This window comes from Dietzia sp. UCD-THP (assembly GCF_000349585.1).
Classification (GTDB): domain Bacteria; phylum Actinomycetota; class Actinomycetes; order Mycobacteriales; family Mycobacteriaceae; genus Dietzia; species Dietzia natronolimnaea_A.
On the sequence record NZ_AOSR01000013.1, the window covers coordinates 223994 to 239180 of the forward strand.

Sequence of the window (15187 nt, forward strand, 5' to 3'; positions counted from 1 at the left end):
CTCGTCAGGGTCCCCGACTGCCACCCCGCCCCGGGTGGTAGGACTGGGGCCACCACCCCCGCCAGGAACCGAGGACCTCCCGATGCGCTCGCTCAATCTCACCCGTTCCGACGCCGCCGCCAGGGCGGAGCTGCTCGACGTGGACACCTACGAGGTGGACCTGGACCTCACCGACGGCTCCGGTGGGCCGGGATCCGGGACGTTCCGGTCCCGCACGGTCGTCCGGTTCACCTGCTCCCGCCCCGGGGCCCAGACGTTCATCGACCTGAGGTCGGCGCGGATCCGATCGGCGACGTTGAACGGACAGACCCTGGAGACCGGGCGCTATGACGATGAGGTGGGGCTGACGCTGCCCGACCTGCAGGAGACCAACGAGCTCGTCGTGGACGCCGATCTGGCCTACACCTCGACCGGAGAGGGCCTGCACCGCATGGTCGATCCCGTGGACGGGGAGGTCTATCTCTACACGCAGTTCCAGACCGCCGACGCCAAGCGGGTGTTCGCCTGCTTCGACCAGCCCGACCTCAAGGCGCGCTACACGCTGACCGTCACGGCTCCCGCCGCCTGGGTCGTGGTGGCCAACACCCCGGCCGCCGAGTCCCCGGGCGAGTCGGGGGCGGTCGTTCATCGGTTCGAGCAGACGGAGGTCCTCTCGACCTACCTGGTGGCCCTGATCGCCGGCCCGTACCACGTGGCGGAGGACTCCTACACGGACGAGCACGGGACCATCCCTCTACGACTGTTGTGTCGCCGGTCGCTCGCCGAGCACCTCGACGCCGACCGGCTGTTCGCCGAGACCAAGGAGGGCTTCGGGTTCTACCACCGCGAGTTCGGCATGCCGTACGCCTTCGGCAAGTACGACCAGATCTTCGTTCCCGAGTTCAACGCGGGCGCCATGGAGAACGCCGGGGCGGTGACCTTCCTCGAGGACTACGTCTTCCGCTCCCGCGTCACCGGTTACCGCTACGAACGCCGCAACGAGACGATCCTGCACGAGATGGCCCACATGTGGTTCGGCGACCTGGTGACCATGCGGTGGTGGGACGACCTGTGGCTCAACGAGTCGTTCGCGACCTTCGCCTCGGTCCTCGCCCAGGTCGACGCCACGCAGTACACCGACGCGTGGACCACCTTCGCCAACGTGGAGAAGGCGTGGGCGTACCGGCAGGACCAACTGCCCTCGACCCACCCCGTCGCAGCCGACATGACGGACCTGGAGACGGTCGAGGCGAACTTCGACGGGATCACCTACGCCAAGGGCGCGTCCGTGCTCAAGCAGCTGGTGGCGTACGTGGGGCGCGAGCCGTTCCTGGCGGGTCTGCGCGCCTACTTCTCCGAGCACGCCTTCGGCAACGCCGAGTTCGACGATCTCCTCCGCGCCCTCGAGGCGTCATCCGGTCGCGACCTGTCCGACTGGGCCGCCCAGTGGTTGCGGACCACCGGCATCAACCCGATCTCCGTGGAGGTGAGCACCCCCGCCGACGCCCCGGGGACGATCTCGGAACTGACCGTCGTCCAGGGACCGGCCGCCCCCGGCGCCGGAGAACTGCGCACGCACCGCCTCGGGGTGGGGCTCTACAGCCGTGACGACTCGGGGGCACTGGTCCGGACCACGTTCGCCGAGTTGGACGTCGACTCCGAGCGCACGACCGTCCCGGACACGGCCGGGCTCCCCCTGCCGGACCTGATCCTGCCCAACGACGCGGACCTGACGTACTGCTCGGTGCGGCTCGACGAGCGCTCGCTCGACACGGTGCTGCGCTCGATCGAAGACGTGACTGATTCGCTCGCCCGCACCCTGTGCTGGTCCGCGCTGTGGGAGATGACCCGCGAGGCCCGGATGCCGGCTCGAGGGTTTGTCGAGGTGGTCACCCGCGCGGCCCCGCGAGAGCCCCACATCGGAGTGGTCCAGCGCGTGCTCGCCCAGGCGCAGACCGCGCTGGCGAGGTACGCCGACCCGGACTGGGCGGCCGCCACCGGCTGGCCCGAGTTCTCCGCCGCGATGCTCACGGCGGCCCGGGACTCGGAGGCGGGATCCGACCACCAGCTGGCGTTCCTCGCCGCGCTGTGCAGTTGCCCGGTGGGTGCCGACGAGGCGCGCGTTCTCGCGTGCCTCCTCGACGCGGGCCCGGACGAGGCGGGCCTGCCCGGCGTGACCCTGGACACCGACCTCCGGTGGACCGTCCTCACCGCGCTCGTGGCCGCCGGCGCGGAGACCACCGACCGGATCGACGAGGAGCTGGCGGCCGATGACACCGCCGGAGGCGCCCGGCGGGCGGCCACCGCCCGCGCCGCCAGGCCCACCGTCGGCGCCAAGGAAGAGGCCGAGACGCTGCTCACCGCCACCGGGGACGACGCACCGAGCAACGCGCTGGTGCGTGCCACCCTGCTGGGCGTCGACCTGCCGGGCCAGGAGCACCTGCTCACCGGCCTGTGCGAGCGCTACCTGGACGACGTGACCGCACTGTGGAAGGCACGCTCCGGCGACCTGGCCAAGACCGTCGCCGCCGGGTTGTTCCCCGCGTGGTCGGTGGACGCCGAGACCGTGGCCCGCTTCGACGCCGTGATCGCGGACGCCTCATTCCCGGCCGGCCTGCGCCGGATCCTCGCCGAGCAGAACGCGGACCTCACCCGCGCTCTCGAGGCCCGCGCCGTGGATGCCGCAGCCGCGGGCTGAGCCCGGGTGCCGCGCTCGTCCGGGGGCCACGTCGAGACGCCTGCCCGGACGGGCGGCAGTGGCGGGATTACACGACACTGTGGCCGTCCCGGTGGCCGAACCTGTCAGGCTGGACTCGTGGTGTCCGAGAATGGCTTCTACGCACGCATATTCCGACGGCACGCTCATCCGGTCAGTGCCTGGTCGCGACTCCTGAGCGCACCGCTGCTGCTGGTGCCGTTGTGGACTCGCCGCTGGTGGTTGTACGTGCCCATCGGCGCGTGGTTCGCGGCCAACCCGGTGATGACCCCGCCGGCTCACGACACGTCGTCGTTCGCGACCCGCGCGATCCTGGGCGAGGAGTCCTGGACTCGGGATCCCCGGTCCGAGCCGATGATCCTGGCGCTGACAGTCATGGCGAGTACGTCGCTCATGGGCGCAATGGTGGCCGGCTATCGGCACAGGATGACTGGCGCGGTCGCCTGCACCGGGATGTTCGAGGCGGTGACGTTGATGCAGTGGAGGCTGTGGGCGGACCGATTCTCGCGCACGACCAGTCAGACGACCGGACCGCCCCTCTAGCTGCTCGGATACATCGCCTGTCGGTGCCGCTACAGCGGTGCGGGTACTTCTCCGCCACCACACACGCCGAGTAGTGCGATCTGCAAAGCCACCGAGAGCGGATCAGTCGTCACTCGCGTCTCTGACGACGAGCGGCGTGAGTGTCTCGTACATGCGGATCGCTACGGCCGCCGCCGACGCCGCACTGACGGCGGCGGCGGCCCACACGGCGGCGTGCATGCCCATGGCGTCGGCGACGATCCCCCCGAACACCGCGCCGACCGCGTAACCCAGATCGCGCCACACGCGGTAGACACCGACGGCTCGTCCCCGCCACACGGGGTGGGCCACGTCGCCGATCGCGGCCAACAGCGTCGGATAGACCATCGCGGTCCCTGCTCCCAGGATCATGGTGCCCACCGCCCACATACCGAATCCGTTGCCGAGCGCGATGACGACCAGGGCGGCCGCCTGGGTGGCCATCCCCACCGAGATCAGGTGCTTGCGACCGACCCGGTCCGAGAGCGCGCCGGTGAACAGCTGCCCCACTCCCCAGACGGCCGGGTAGAGCGCGAACAGCAGTCCGATCTGCCCCACGGTCAGACCAGCAGTGGCGAACAACAGGGGGAACAGCCCCCAGGACAGGCCGAAGTTGAGGTTGTTGACGAGCCCCGCCTGGCTCGCCGAGGACAGGGCCGGCTCTCGGAAGCTGGTCTGGATCGCGATCTCCCGGTCTGTCATGTCGGCATGGAGATGGTCGTGCAGTCCGTCCGGGCGGGCGGTGTGCCGCCCCGCGTCCAGGAGTGCGTGGTCGCGCGTCTCGCGGACGAAGATCCCGGACAGCACCAGAGCCAGGGCCGTGTAGGCCACACCGACCAGGAACGGCGCCGGTCGCAGGCCGTACTGCCCCGCGAGGTAGCCGGCGAGCAGTGAGGTCACCGCGACCGCGCCGTAGCCTGCCGCCTCGTTGAGTCCCATCGCCAGACCGCGCTGCCGGGGCCCGACGAGGTCGATCTTCATCACCACGGTGGTGGACCAGGTCAGTCCCTGGTTGATGCCCAGCAGGATGTTGGCGGCCACCACCCAGGTCCAGTCGGGTGCCCAGATGAGCATGAGTGGCACCGGGATGGCGAAGAGCCACCCGACCAGCAGGACGGGTTTGCGGCCGTATCGGTCGGAGAACGTCCCGGCGAAGTAGTTCGCGATCGCCTTGGTGACACCGAAGGCCGCGACGTAGGTGAAGATGAAGGTGTAACCGGTCAGGCCGAAGAGTTCCGTGGCCAACAGGGGTGGCACGGTCTGTTGCTGACCCACCATGCCGCCGACCAGCGCATTGATGGCGACGAGCAGAGTGAACTGGGCGGCGTTGGCTTTGAGACCGAGCTCGGGGGTTCGTTCGCTGCGCATGCTCTCCTCCTCGCGATCGACCGCGTTCGGGCCGTGTCGCCTCTATCGCGTTCCGCTCCCCTGGTGAGCGAGAACCGACGGCTCGGCTCGACTCTCCGACGACCGCAGCGGGCAGCGGTCGACGGCTACGAAGCAGACGGCGGCGACAAACGCCAGCAGAGCGACAGTGCCTAGGATGATCGGTGCGGCGGGGAAGGGTAGTTCCTGGGACAGGACGAAGGCGCCCATGAGCAAGACGAAGTAGCCGAAGCCCTTTCTCAGGGCCTTCTCCGGGACGACGGAGGTGAGGCGGACCCCGACGAAGGAGCCGGCGATGGCGGCGGCGGTGACAGCGGCGACCAGTGGCCAGTCCAGGCTGACCGAGGTGAGGTAGCCGCCGAGTCCGGCGAAGGACTTCATGGCGATGACCAGCAGGGAGGTGCCCACCGCGGCGGTCATCGGCAGGCCCGCGAGCAGCACGAGGGCCGGGACGACGAGGAAGCCACCGCCGGCGCCGACCAGTCCGGTCGCGGCGCCCACGACGAGACCGTCGAGCAGGATCCGCCACAGCGGGTGGTGGTGGTCGTTGCTCTGCCCGTCGCGGTCCTTGCGGCCCTTGATCATCGCGCCGGCGGTGGCGATCATCATGATCGCGAAGGCCACCATCAGGACTGTGCCGGGGATGTACCCGCCCGCGAGTCCGCCGCCGAATGCGCCGACCATGCCGGCGGCGCCGAAGATCAGTCCGGTGCGCCACTGGACGTTGCCCTTGCGGGCGTGGCCGAACAGGCTCACCAGCGACGTCGCACCGACGACGAACAGGGAGGTGGCGATGGCCTCCTTGGGGTCGAGTCCGCCGATGTAGGTCAGCAGCGGCACGACCAGGATGGACCCGCCCCCGCCGAGCAGGCCCAGTGACAGACCGACCAGGACGGCCAGCGCCACCACGACGATCACGGTGATCTCCATGTCGGGTGCCTTTCTCCGGCGGGGGCGCCGGTCTGGGTGGGGTGGGTCAGGAGCGGGTGGGCAGCGAGTCCAGGACGGTGCCCAGGCCGGGCTCGTCGGCCGAGCGGTTCCACGGCATCTTGGCCAGGCCCGCGGCCATGGCGCAGGAGTTGCTCGCCGCGGAGTAGGTCAGCCCGGCCCCGATGGCCCCGGCGAGGTAGGCGAACTTCGGGGAGACGACCTTGGAGGCGGTGACGCCGGCCAGGACGAGCGAACCGGCGACCATCCGGACCTGCCGGTCCATCGCCCAGGCGCCCTTGCCGCGGACGACCTCACCGCCGGCGGCCTCGTAGCCGGCGATCCCGCCGTCCAGGACGGTGACCGAATCGGGGTCCACGCCCACGGACTCCAGCCGCTGGTTGGCCTGGCGGGCGCGGTTGCCCGACTGGCAGATCAGCACGACCTGCCCGGGCAGGCGGGAGGCGAACTCGTCCCCGTGCTCGGCCAGCAGGGGCAGCGGCACGTTGTAGGAGCCGCGGATGTGGACCGAGGAGTACTCGGCGCCCGACCGCACGTCGATGACGGTGGGCGGGGTGCCCGAGGCCAGGGCGTCGCGCAGGTCGGCCGGGGCGATGGTCGGGGCATGGGTGAGGGTGGAGAGCATGGGTGAAGCGAAATCCTTTGTGTCTGCGAGATGTGGGGAAAGGTGGCGGCGGGCGCCACCGGACCCGGGGGCCGGACGGGGTGTCCGGCCCCCCGGGGTGCTGAGGTGGGGGCCGGACGGGGTGTCCGGCCCCCGGGGGGTGCGGGTGCGTCGGGTCAGACGGTCGCGAGGTTGCGCTCGGACCAGGCGGCGTAGCTGCCCTCGAGCTCGACCACGTGGTAGCCGGCGCGGCGCAGGGCGCTGGCCGCCACGGAGTTGCGGACGCCGCTCTGGCAGTAGGTCACGATCGGACCGTCGGTCGGCAACTGCTCGAGGTTCCACAGCACCCGGCCGCCGCTGAGCTGCTCCGAGCCCGGGATGTGGCCATCTGCGTGCTCGGTCTTGTTCCGCACGTCCAGCACCATCGCGGCGTCGAACGAGGCAAGCTCCTCGGGCCCGATCATCTCGGGGGTCACCGTCGGCAGCCCCTCGAGGCTGGTGGTGTACCCGGTGACGGTGTCGATGCCGACGCGCAGCAGGTGATCGCGCAGCGCCTCGGCGACCTCCACGTCCTCCGCGAGGACGACCAGGGGGGTGTCCTCGCGCTCGGGGTCATAGACCCAGGCCCCGAAGGACGCGGCCTTGTCGACGCCGGGGATGTTCAGCGCACCGGGAACGGTGCCGGCGTGGACCTCGTCCTGACCGCGGGTATCGACCAGGACGGCCTTCCCGGACTCCAGCTCACCGGCCAACTCGACCGTGTCGTACTGGCGCAGCGGGGCCAGCGGCCCGAGCACCGCCGGTCCCTCTTTGTTCTGCCGCTTCATCCGCCCGAAGTAGGCGTGCGCGTCCGGCTGACCGTCGAGCAGCTCATCGACGAAACCCTGCTCGTCATCACGCTCGACGTACCCCGCCCACCAGGCGTAGCGCCGCTCGTAACCGACGCTGGTCGACGGCAGCGCGCCCAACGCCTTGCCGCAGGCGCTGCCCGAACCATGGCCCGGGAAGACCTGGACATGATCCGGCAGCGTGACGAACGACTCCTTGAGGCTGCGGAAGATCTGCGTGGCGCCGACGAAGCGGGTGTCCACCCCGCCCGCCGCCTCATCCAGCAGATCCGGGCGGCCCAGGTCACCGGAGAACACGAAGTCACCGGTCAACATGTACCCGGGAGCATCGGCGAACGCGCCGTCGGTGATGAGGAACGACAGGTGCTCCGGCGTATGACCCGGCGTGTGCACGGCCTCGACCGTGATGTTGCCCAGCTTCACCTGGTCACCATGATGCAGACGCTCCGCGGCGAAACCGTACTGCCAGTCCTCACCACCCTCACCGGAAACATAGACGGTCGCCCCGGTGGCCTCCGCCAGCTCACGGGTACCGGACAGGTAGTCGGCGTGGATATGGGTCTCGGTCACCGCGGTGATCGTCATCCCGTGCCGCGCGGCCAGATCCAGGTACTCGCGGACATCGCGACGGGCATCGACCACCATCGCCTCGTTCTTGGCCTGGCAGCCGATGAAGTAACCGGCCTGCGCCAGGTCCTCGTCGTAGATGCGTTCGAGAAGCATCGAGATCTCCTTGTCGATCGGGTTCCCTGCGAGGGGCGTGCCACGACTGTACATACCCTAGGGGGTATAAACAACATGCCCCCAGGGGCATCGGCCAGCGGGCCCGGAGGGGCCCGGGGCACGTGCAGGCAAGGCAGTGTCCGAGCATTCGACCGTCCGACATCACTCGACCCCGCTGTCGGCGCCGGAGATCAGGCCTGTCCGGACGGTCGACGATCCGCCCGCCCACTCCCCGCCACTGCCGACGAGGAGATTCGCCACGGCAGCCAACGGGACAGGGCGGGAGAGCCCGCAGCCAGAACACAGGGAAAGCTAGTCAAAACACCCCCCGGGGTATATGGTGGGGGAACTTCGCACCTCTGGCAGGAGACCCCCATGCAACTCGACAGCGTCGAACTGACACCCACACTCAACCGGCTCAAGCGCGCTCAAGGGCAGCTGGGAGCCGTGGTACGCATGATCGAGGAGGGCCGCGACTGCACGGACATCGTCACCCAGCTCTCGGCGGTGTCCAAGGCTCTGGACCGGGCCGGTTTCGCGATCATCGCCAGCGGCCTCGAACAATGCCTGACCAACCCCGGGGAAGACCTGGACAGACGGGACCTGGAGAAGCTGTTCCTCTCCCTGGCCTGACCCCCGCCGAACCTGACTCCCTGGAATCCGGAAGTGGCAATACCGTCGACGAACCATCGAAGGGACCATTCATGACCTACACCCGCACCATCACTGTCCCGATGCCCTACGAGCAGGCCCTGGAGCGTACCCGCGCCGCCCTGGCCGACCAGGGCTTCGGCATCCTGACCGAGATCGACGTCAATGCGACCTTCAACACCAAACTGGGCGAAGAGGCAGCCGAGGCCGTGGGCGACTACGTGATCCTGGGAGCCTGCAACCCCGGCCTGGCCAGCAAGGCTCTCGCCGCCGAGCCGCAGCTCGGCGTCCTGCTGCCGTGCAACGTGGTGGTACGCCGCGGCAGAGACGAGGGGCAGACCACTGTGGAGGCCATCGACCCGCAGACCATGGTCCAGCTCAGCGGCAGCCCGCAGGTGCGTGAAGTCGCCGATGACGCCGACGCACGGTTGCGTGCCGCCCTGTCGGCGATCAGCGAAGCCGGCCCCGCACAGAGCTGAGGCCAGCCCCGCCCACCACAACCCCGACATGGACGTCTCATCAATGATGAGGCGTCCATGCCCCGCTCCCGGGGAGCTCGGTGGAGCTGTCCCGATTCACCGCTGCCTGCGCTGCAACAGAGGCGTCACCCGACTGCTCACCGAAGTAGGCGACGTCAGCGAACCGCCAACGCCCACCTCGATCCGGATCAGGCGGCGTCGAGGTACAGGTAATCCTCCCAGTACGGGCCGATCTCGCGGAGCTGGGAGACGAGCCGCCACGTCCGACCCCTCGGCGCCACCAACGGCACCCGCAGTTCCCACCCCAGCTCGGAGAGGAGCTTGTCGGCCTTACGGTGATTGCACGGCGCGCAGGAGGCCACACAGTTCTCCCACTCGTGTGCGCCCCCGCGGCTGCGCGGGATCACGTGGTCGATGGTGGTCGCGCGGGCGTTGCAGTACCCGCACCGGTGGGAGTCGCGGTGCATCAGGGCGGCCCGCGTCATGGGCACCTGCGCGCGGTACGGGATGCGGACGTACTCGCGGAGCATGATCACCGAGGGCACGCGGACGGCCGTGTCGACCGATCGGACCAGGATCTCGTCCGGGTGGTCATGGACCACCACCGCTTTGCCACCGAGAAGCATCACCACGGCGCGACGAGCGGACAGGGCGGTGAGGGCCTCATAACCGGCGTTGAGCAGGAGGACCCGCGGGGCGGCGGTCAGCGGGATGTGCGGGTCGGGGACGCGTTCGAGTCGAACGGGGGCTCGTGACCCCGGTTGTCGGTACTCCGAATTCTCGCGCACAGCTGTGCCCATGGTCGGTCTCCACTCGTCTGTCCGAGCCCAGTCCACCATCGGCGACCGGGCCCGTGGTGAACCTCGCCTGCAACGATGATGCACCCTCGGTGAACAGTTCGTGTGCTATCACCGCGGACAGGTCAACCGTGTCGCCCGCGTCTCCCCCGGCGACCGGAGACAACGCGTGGTGGGGACGCGTGGTGGGGACGGGTGGTGGGATCGGTCCCCCTGGCCGATCCCACGGGCATGATGGGGGCATGAGCGGCACTACCTTCTACGACGAGATCGGCGGCGCGGAGACCTTCCGGTCGCTGGTCCACGAGTTCTACCTGCGGGTCGCGGACGACCCGGTGCTGCGGCCGCTGTATCCGGAGGAGGACCTGGGTCCGGCCGAGGACCGCATGCGGATGTTCCTCGAGCAGTACTGGGGTGGCCCCACCACCTACTCGGAGCAGCGCGGGCACCCCCGCCTCCGGATGCGCCACAACCCGTTCCGTGTCGACCGGGCGGCGCACGACGCCTGGCTCACTCACATGCTCGCCGCGGTGGACACGATCGACCGCGAGACCCTGGACGACGAGCACCGGGCGGCGATGGTCGAGTACTTCACCCGCGCCGCCGCGATGATGGTCAACACCCCGGAGGACATGTGACGGCGTCCCCGGCCCATTCCACGCGGCCCTGGGAGGACATGGTCCTCTACCAAATCTATCCGCGCTCCTTCGCCGACGCCGACGGGGACGGCTACGGCGACCTGCAGGGGGTGATCGACCACGTCGGCTACCTGGAACTGCTGGGAGTAGACGGGGTGTGGCTGTCCCCCATCATGCGGTCCCCCGGCGCCGACCACGGCTATGACGTCTCGGACCCGCGGGACGTCGACCCCCTGTTCGGTGACGTCGAGACGCTGCGGCGACTGATCGAGGAGCTGCACGCCGCGCAGATGGTCCTGATCATGGATCTGGTGCCCAATCACACGAGCGTCGAACACGCATGGTTCGCTGCCGCGGTGGAGGCCGGCCCGGGCAGTCCGGAACGCGAGCGCTACTTCTTCCGCGACGGCCTCGGTAACGACGGCTCCCGGCCACCCAACAACTGGCCCTCGGTGTTCGGCGGGCCGGCCTGGACGCGCATCACGGAGGCGGACGGGACGCCCGGGCAGTGGTACCTCCATCTCTTCGCACCCGAGCAGCCGGACCTGGACTGGTCGCACCCCGACGTCGGCGACGACCTCGAGCAGACGCTGCGCTTCTGGCTCGACCTGGGGGTCGACGGGTTCCGGATCGACGTGGCGCACGGTCTGGCCAAGCCGGACGACCTGGCCGACCTGCCTGACGACGTGGAGATCGCCCAACTCGTCGTCGACGAGCGCGATGCGCGGTGGGACCGGCCCGGCGTCCACGACGTCCACCGGCGGATCCGCGCGGTCGTCGACGAGTACCCGGGCGCGGCGACCTTCGGCGAGGTGTGGGTGGGCCCGGCCGACCGGTTCGCGCGGTACCTGCGCCCCGACGAGCTGCGTTTCGCGTTCCACTTCCCGCTCACCGGCGCACCCTTCGAGGCCGGCGCCGTCCGTGAGGCCATCGAGGCCACGCTCGAGGCCTCCCGCATCGCCGACTCGGCCCCCACCTGGGCGTTGTCCAACCACGACGTCGTGCGTGAGGTGACCCGCTACGGCAACGGCGCCCTCGGCACCGCCCGGGCCCGGGCGATGCTGCTGGTGGAACTGGCCCTGCCGGGGATCTCCTTCATCTACGAGGGGTCCGAACTGGGGCTGCCGAGCGACTTCTCGATCCCCCACGACCGGTTGACCGACCCCACCTGGGAACGCAGCGGCCACGCGGAGATGGGGCGCGACCACTGCCGCGTCCCCATGCCGTGGGAGGGCACCCGGCCGCCCTACGGTTTCTCGACCGCCGATCGGACCTGGCTCCCGATGCCGGGCAACTGGGGTCCCCTGACGGTGGAGGCCCAGCTCGAGGACCCGGACTCCACCCTGTCGTTGTACCGGGCCGCCATCGAGACCCGGCGGGCCTGGCGGGGTCCGCGCACCGCGTCGGTCGCGTGGTACGGCGCGCCGTCCGGGTGCCTTGCGTTCCGCCGCGACGACGGCGTGGTGTGCGCACTCAACACCTCCGAGCGATCGGTACCGCTCCCCGAGGGCGAGGTCATCCTCGCCTCCGGACCCCTCGACCCGCACACCGGGGCAGGTGAGATCCTGCCGCCGGACACCGCGGTGTGGATGCGACCCCGCTAGAGGACGCGCAACCGCGGCAGGATCACGTCGCGGACCGTCTCGGGGTTGCGCTCCACCACCACCCAGCGACGTCCCAGGTCGCGGGCCGCCACGGCGGTGGTCCCGGAGCCCGCGAACAGGTCCACCACCAGGTCGTCCGCCTCGGTCGCCAGTTCCACGATCCGCCGCATCAGCGACTCGGGCTTGGGCGTACGGAAACCGTCGACCCCCGCGCTGCGCAGTTCCGCGCGGGCGGTGTCGGTGGACCCGACCTCCTGGGACAGCCAGATGGTCCTGAGTTTCTTGATGCGGCCCGCCTCGTGCCGGTCTCGTTGGTACACGTCGACCCGCGGCCCGGCCCGGCCGCGCACCGTCCGACACACCAACTCGCCGCCGCGCTCCCTCGCGCGGTCGCGCGACCAGCGCCAGACAGCAGGGCTGAGATCTCCGAACACCGGGAGGATCTCGGTGAGCCCGGGCGCGGGATCCACGGAGACCTCGCCGGTCTCGGGGTCTCCGTAGAGCGGGTAGGTCATGGTGGGCGTCGTGCGCGGGTTGAACCGCTTGTTGGTGTTGCGCAACGGCAGCAGCCGGTAGGTGACCCCGTCCTCAGCGGTATGCGGGAAGTCGGAGGGGTCGACCGCGGAGGCCACCCCGCCGGCCAGGCGGACGTACTCGGGGTCCCGCGCGTACACCATGAGCCGGTCGTGGGAGCCGGCGAAGAACCTGTCGAGCTGACGCCCCTTGGGGTTGCTCTCCACGGTGAGGTCGGCGATGAAGGCGTCCGGGCCGAACACCTCGTCGAGCACGCAGCGGACACGGTGGGCCTCCGCGTCGTCCAGGTGCACCCACACGGTGCCGGTGTCCGCGAGGAGTTCGCGGGACACCACCAGCCGGCGCTCGATGTATCCCAGCCAGCGATGGCGCGGCATGTTGTCGTGGTACCCGTCGAAGCTGCCGCCGCGGTTGTAGGGCGGGTCGAGGTACACCAGCTGCGCCGCACGAGTGGCCTGCAGACCGAACCCGTCCAGCACGTCACCGACCTCGGCGATCCTGCCCCCGTCACCGCACAGGACGACCCCGGTGACCTGTCCCCCGGCGTCAGGCAGCGCCGCGGCGAGCTCGGGCGCCGGCCCGTGTTCTCCCGGGATCTCGGGCTCGCCCCTCCCGGGCCAGGAGACCGAGAACCCCGGGGACGTCATCGCGGTTGGAGGGTGAGCGCGTCGGTCCGGCGGTAGGCCGTGCCGTAGCGGGCGTCCAGGCGTAACCACGCGCCGCGTTCACTCACCCGGACCGGTTCGCCCTCCGGGGCGCGGCCGGCCCGCTCGGGAACGAAGCCGCACATCACCATGGAGAAGACGGTTCGCATGTCCACCGCCACGGGGCTGTCGGTGTCCGCGCGGACGGTGAGCACGTCCTGGTCCAGCAAGGAGGGCGGCAGGCCGGCCGGCCCCGCGTTCTCCCGAGCCGCATCGCGCCCGGACTCGGTCAGATCGAGCAACACCTGCGCGGGGACCGCCTCGACCATCTGGAAACCGTCGGTCGGCGGGAGCAACCCCTGCCAGGAGGAGGTGAGGGGCATCCCCGGATCGACGCGTCCCTCGGCGTCGCCGCGCGGCAGGAGATCCAACTCGGTGAGCAGGTGGTCGGCTCCACACACCACGTCGCCACGCGGGCAGTGTCCACCGACCGCGCGGACCACCAGGGCGCCGAAGGGCGTCCGGGACCACACGCGCATCCTGCCGTCGTCACCGCTGGTCAACCGGACCACCGCCGCCTCGTCGAGGCGCAGTAGTCGGCGCAGGAGCGTCCGCATGTCGTCCCTGTCGGCGGGGTCGGGGACCGCGATCGTCTCGCCCCCTGCGCCGCCGGCCACCGGCATGGTCACGCCGGATCCCCGTGACGGAACTGCATCAGGTGCTCCCGCTCGGCCCGGGTGAACCGGCGCGGCCGCTGGGTGGCGAGGTCGAACGCGGCGATCGTGGACGTGCACTCCACCGCCGCGGGCGCGGAGTCCGGGGTGGCGCGCCCGCGGACCTCGTGCCGGGCCACGAACATGGCCGCGCCCACCTTCTCGCACCACATTCGCACCCGGATCGGGCCGTCGGCGCGGGTGACCTGGCCGCGATACTTCACGGCGAGCTCGGTCATCACGGCGCCGGCGGCGAGGGTCGCGGTGGGGATACCCTCTTCGAAGAGCCACGGGATCCGGGCCTCCTCGAGGAGTGTGATCATCCGCGCGTGGTTGACGTGATGGTAGAGATCCTGGTCCGACCAGCGGACGGGCAGCGCCGCGGTGAACACGCGGCGTCCCGGCTCACCCGAGACTCCGAGGGGTCCCCCGGCCTCGTAGACGAGCTGCTCGGTCACTCCGCGGGCCTGTCGTCGGTGATCGCCGCCCGCTGGTGCGCTGCCTCGAGGACGTGCCGAACCCCTGTCGGTATCTCCACGGCCGTAGAGGTCGAGGCGTCGTAGGCGACCATCACCACGCGCAGCGCGCAACAGATCTCCCCCGCTGCGTCGAAGATCGTCTGCCGGATCTGGTAGGAGGTGGTCCCGACGTGTTCGACCTCGATCTCGACATCCACCGACGTCGAATCCCGAAGGACCGGGCGGAGGTGGTCGATCTCGACCCGGCGGACGATCTGCGGCAGGTTGCCCAGCCCGAACGGGCCGAACCGGCTGCGGACGAACAGGATCCGAGCCTCCTGCGCGTACTCGATGTACTTGACGTTGTTGACGTGCCCGAACTGGTCGAAGTCCGCCCACCGCACCTGCAGGGTGCAACGGAACGTCCCCCGGTCCGGGGTCTGGTCACCGGGACTCATCTCGCCTCCTCGCTCCCTCCGAGCAGCGCCGCGCGCTCCTCGGGACTGATCTCGAGTGTCGTGGTCTCGTCCGGCGCCGTCACCACCAGGACGGTGTCGACGACCGCGCACGGCTCCGGGCCCGTGGAGTCCGCGCCGATCGAGGTCCTCATGGTGAAGGACGTGCGTCCGACCCGCAGGACCTCCACGTCGACCCACACGCTCGTGGCGCCGTACCCGATGACGCGGCGGAAGTCGATCTCCATCCACCGTGCCAGCGCGATCGGCACCCGCGACCCGGGCACGCCGAACCTGTCCCGGAACCACATCAGTCTGGCGTCCTGGGAGAACTCCTGGAACCGCACGTTGTTGACGTGCAACCCCACGAAGTCCGCGATGCGCAGAGGGATGTGGACCCGGTGGACCTCTCCGGGGGTCCGCGTCTCGGGCGCGGCGTGCGATCCCAT

The 15187-nt window shown here is 70.2% G+C and carries 16 protein-coding genes; 6 read left to right on the forward strand and 10 right to left on the reverse strand.

From position 1 onward, the window contains the following. The first annotated feature begins 82 nt into the window (after nt 1-82). Together pepN and H483_RS23485 are read left to right on the forward strand one after the other, a co-directional pair. Complete coding sequence (gene pepN / locus H483_RS23480) at nt 83-2677, forward strand: aminopeptidase N (RefSeq protein ID WP_017835701.1); 2595 nt, start codon at nt 83-85, stop codon at nt 2675-2677. Nucleotides 2678-2794: 117 nt separating this feature from the next. Next, nucleotides 2795-3238, forward strand: a complete 444-nt coding sequence (locus H483_RS23485) for a DUF6653 family protein (RefSeq protein ID WP_152427841.1) — start codon at nt 2795-2797, stop codon at nt 3236-3238. Between the two features lie 102 nt (nt 3239-3340). Here the strand turns inward: H483_RS23485 and H483_RS23490 are convergent, their stop codons facing one another. From H483_RS23490 to H483_RS23505, 4 genes are all read right to left on the reverse strand, one after another. Continuing rightward, nucleotides 3341-4624, reverse strand: a complete 1284-nt coding sequence (locus H483_RS23490; protein ID WP_017835703.1) for an MFS transporter — start codon at nt 4622-4624, stop codon at nt 3341-3343. Nucleotides 4625-4666: 42 nt separating this feature from the next. Next, the gene (locus H483_RS23495) at nt 4667-5572 is read right to left on the reverse strand and encodes a sulfite exporter TauE/SafE family protein (RefSeq protein ID WP_017835704.1); all 906 of its coding nucleotides are present in this window, start codon (nt 5570-5572) and stop codon (nt 4667-4669) included. A gap of 46 nt (nt 5573-5618) precedes the next feature. Then, nucleotides 5619-6215, reverse strand: a complete 597-nt coding sequence (locus H483_RS23500) for a rhodanese-like domain-containing protein (RefSeq protein ID WP_017835705.1) — start codon at nt 6213-6215, stop codon at nt 5619-5621. A 155-nt stretch (nt 6216-6370) separates the two neighbouring features. After that, nucleotides 6371-7765 carry a rhodanese-like domain-containing protein gene (locus H483_RS23505; protein ID WP_031264520.1) on the reverse strand — a complete coding sequence of 465 codons (1395 nt, stop codon included), beginning with the start codon at nt 7763-7765 and terminating at the stop codon, nt 6371-6373. A 375-nt stretch (nt 7766-8140) separates the two neighbouring features. Here H483_RS23505 and H483_RS23510 point away from each other — a divergent pair, with 375 nt between their 5' ends. Together H483_RS23510 and H483_RS23515 are read left to right on the forward strand one after the other, a co-directional pair. After that, on the forward strand, nt 8141-8398 hold the full coding sequence (locus H483_RS23510) for a metal-sensitive transcriptional regulator (protein WP_017835707.1): 258 nt from the start codon (nt 8141-8143) through the stop codon (nt 8396-8398). A gap of 71 nt (nt 8399-8469) precedes the next feature. Further along, nucleotides 8470-8895: a DUF302 domain-containing protein gene (locus tag H483_RS23515; protein ID WP_017835708.1), complete on the forward strand. Its 426-nt coding sequence runs from the start codon at nt 8470-8472 to the stop codon at nt 8893-8895. 188 nt (nt 8896-9083) lie between these two features. Here H483_RS23515 and H483_RS23520 read toward each other — a convergent pair whose 3' ends face one another. Continuing rightward, on the reverse strand, nt 9084-9695 hold the full coding sequence (locus H483_RS23520; protein ID WP_017835709.1) for an HNH endonuclease: 612 nt from the start codon (nt 9693-9695) through the stop codon (nt 9084-9086). Nucleotides 9696-9934: 239 nt separating this feature from the next. Here H483_RS23520 and H483_RS23525 point away from each other — a divergent pair, with 239 nt between their 5' ends. Together H483_RS23525 and H483_RS23530 are read left to right on the forward strand one after the other, a co-directional pair. Beyond that, nucleotides 9935-10330, forward strand: a complete 396-nt coding sequence (locus tag H483_RS23525) for a globin (RefSeq protein WP_017835710.1) — start codon at nt 9935-9937, stop codon at nt 10328-10330. Nucleotides 10331-10368: 38 nt separating this feature from the next. Next, nucleotides 10369-11934, forward strand: coding sequence for a glycoside hydrolase family 13 protein (locus H483_RS23530; protein ID WP_042328911.1), 1566 nt, complete (start codon nt 10369-10371; stop codon nt 11932-11934). Here H483_RS23530 and H483_RS23535 read toward each other — a convergent pair. The 5 genes from H483_RS23535 to H483_RS23555 are packed head-to-tail and all read right to left on the reverse strand — an operon-like array spanning nt 11931 to nt 15187. Next, entirely contained in the window at nt 11931-13115 is a 1185-nt protein-coding gene (locus tag H483_RS23535) for a site-specific DNA-methyltransferase (protein ID WP_017835712.1), read from the reverse strand. The genes H483_RS23530 and H483_RS23535 overlap by 4 nt on opposite strands. Further along, entirely contained in the window at nt 13112-13795 is a 684-nt protein-coding gene (locus H483_RS23540) for a hypothetical protein (RefSeq protein ID WP_031264521.1), read from the reverse strand. Before H483_RS23540 ends, H483_RS23535 begins: the two co-directional genes overlap by 4 nt. Nucleotides 13796-13797: 2 nt before the next feature. Further along, entirely contained in the window at nt 13798-14283 is a 486-nt protein-coding gene (locus tag H483_RS23545) for a thioesterase family protein (RefSeq protein WP_017835714.1), read from the reverse strand. Further along, a complete protein-coding gene (locus tag H483_RS23550) occupies nt 14280-14741 on the reverse strand; it encodes a thioesterase family protein (protein ID WP_017835715.1) in 462 nt (153 codons plus the stop codon). Before H483_RS23550 ends, H483_RS23545 begins: the two co-directional genes overlap by 4 nt. Further along, the gene (locus H483_RS23555) at nt 14738-15187 is read right to left on the reverse strand and encodes a thioesterase family protein (protein ID WP_017835716.1); all 450 of its coding nucleotides are present in this window, start codon (nt 15185-15187) and stop codon (nt 14738-14740) included. The genes H483_RS23550 and H483_RS23555 overlap by 4 nt, the downstream gene beginning before the upstream one ends.

Excerpts from the sequence above, each read along its gene's own strand:
- H483_RS23550 (WP_017835715.1), bottom strand. The coding sequence starts at position 14,741 with ATGAGTCCCGGTGACCAGACCCCGGACCGGGGGACGTTCCGTTGCACC.
- H483_RS23530 (WP_042328911.1), top strand. The coding sequence starts at position 10,369 with ATGGTCCTCTACCAAATCTATCCGCGCTCCTTCGCCGACGCCGACGGG.
- H483_RS23500 (WP_017835705.1), bottom strand. The coding sequence starts at position 6,215 with ATGCTCTCCACCCTCACCCATGCCCCGACCATCGCCCCGGCCGACCTG.
- H483_RS23555 (WP_017835716.1), bottom strand. The coding sequence starts at position 15,187 with ATGGGATCGCACGCCGCGCCCGAGACGCGGACCCCCGGAGAGGTCCAC.
- H483_RS23540 (WP_031264521.1), bottom strand. The coding sequence starts at position 13,795 with ATGCCGGTGGCCGGCGGCGCAGGGGGCGAGACGATCGCGGTCCCCGAC.
- pepN (WP_017835701.1), top strand. The coding sequence starts at position 83 with ATGCGCTCGCTCAATCTCACCCGTTCCGACGCCGCCGCCAGGGCGGAG.
- H483_RS23505 (WP_031264520.1), bottom strand. The coding sequence starts at position 7,765 with ATGCTTCTCGAACGCATCTACGACGAGGACCTGGCGCAGGCCGGTTAC.
- H483_RS23520 (WP_017835709.1), bottom strand. The coding sequence starts at position 9,695 with ATGGGCACAGCTGTGCGCGAGAATTCGGAGTACCGACAACCGGGGTCA.
- H483_RS23495 (WP_017835704.1), bottom strand. The coding sequence starts at position 5,572 with ATGGAGATCACCGTGATCGTCGTGGTGGCGCTGGCCGTCCTGGTCGGT.
- H483_RS23525 (WP_017835710.1), top strand. The coding sequence starts at position 9,935 with ATGAGCGGCACTACCTTCTACGACGAGATCGGCGGCGCGGAGACCTTC.
- H483_RS23535 (WP_017835712.1), bottom strand. The coding sequence starts at position 13,115 with ATGACGTCCCCGGGGTTCTCGGTCTCCTGGCCCGGGAGGGGCGAGCCC.
- H483_RS23515 (WP_017835708.1), top strand. The coding sequence starts at position 8,470 with ATGACCTACACCCGCACCATCACTGTCCCGATGCCCTACGAGCAGGCC.
- H483_RS23510 (WP_017835707.1), top strand. The coding sequence starts at position 8,141 with ATGCAACTCGACAGCGTCGAACTGACACCCACACTCAACCGGCTCAAG.
- H483_RS23490 (WP_017835703.1), bottom strand. The coding sequence starts at position 4,624 with ATGCGCAGCGAACGAACCCCCGAGCTCGGTCTCAAAGCCAACGCCGCC.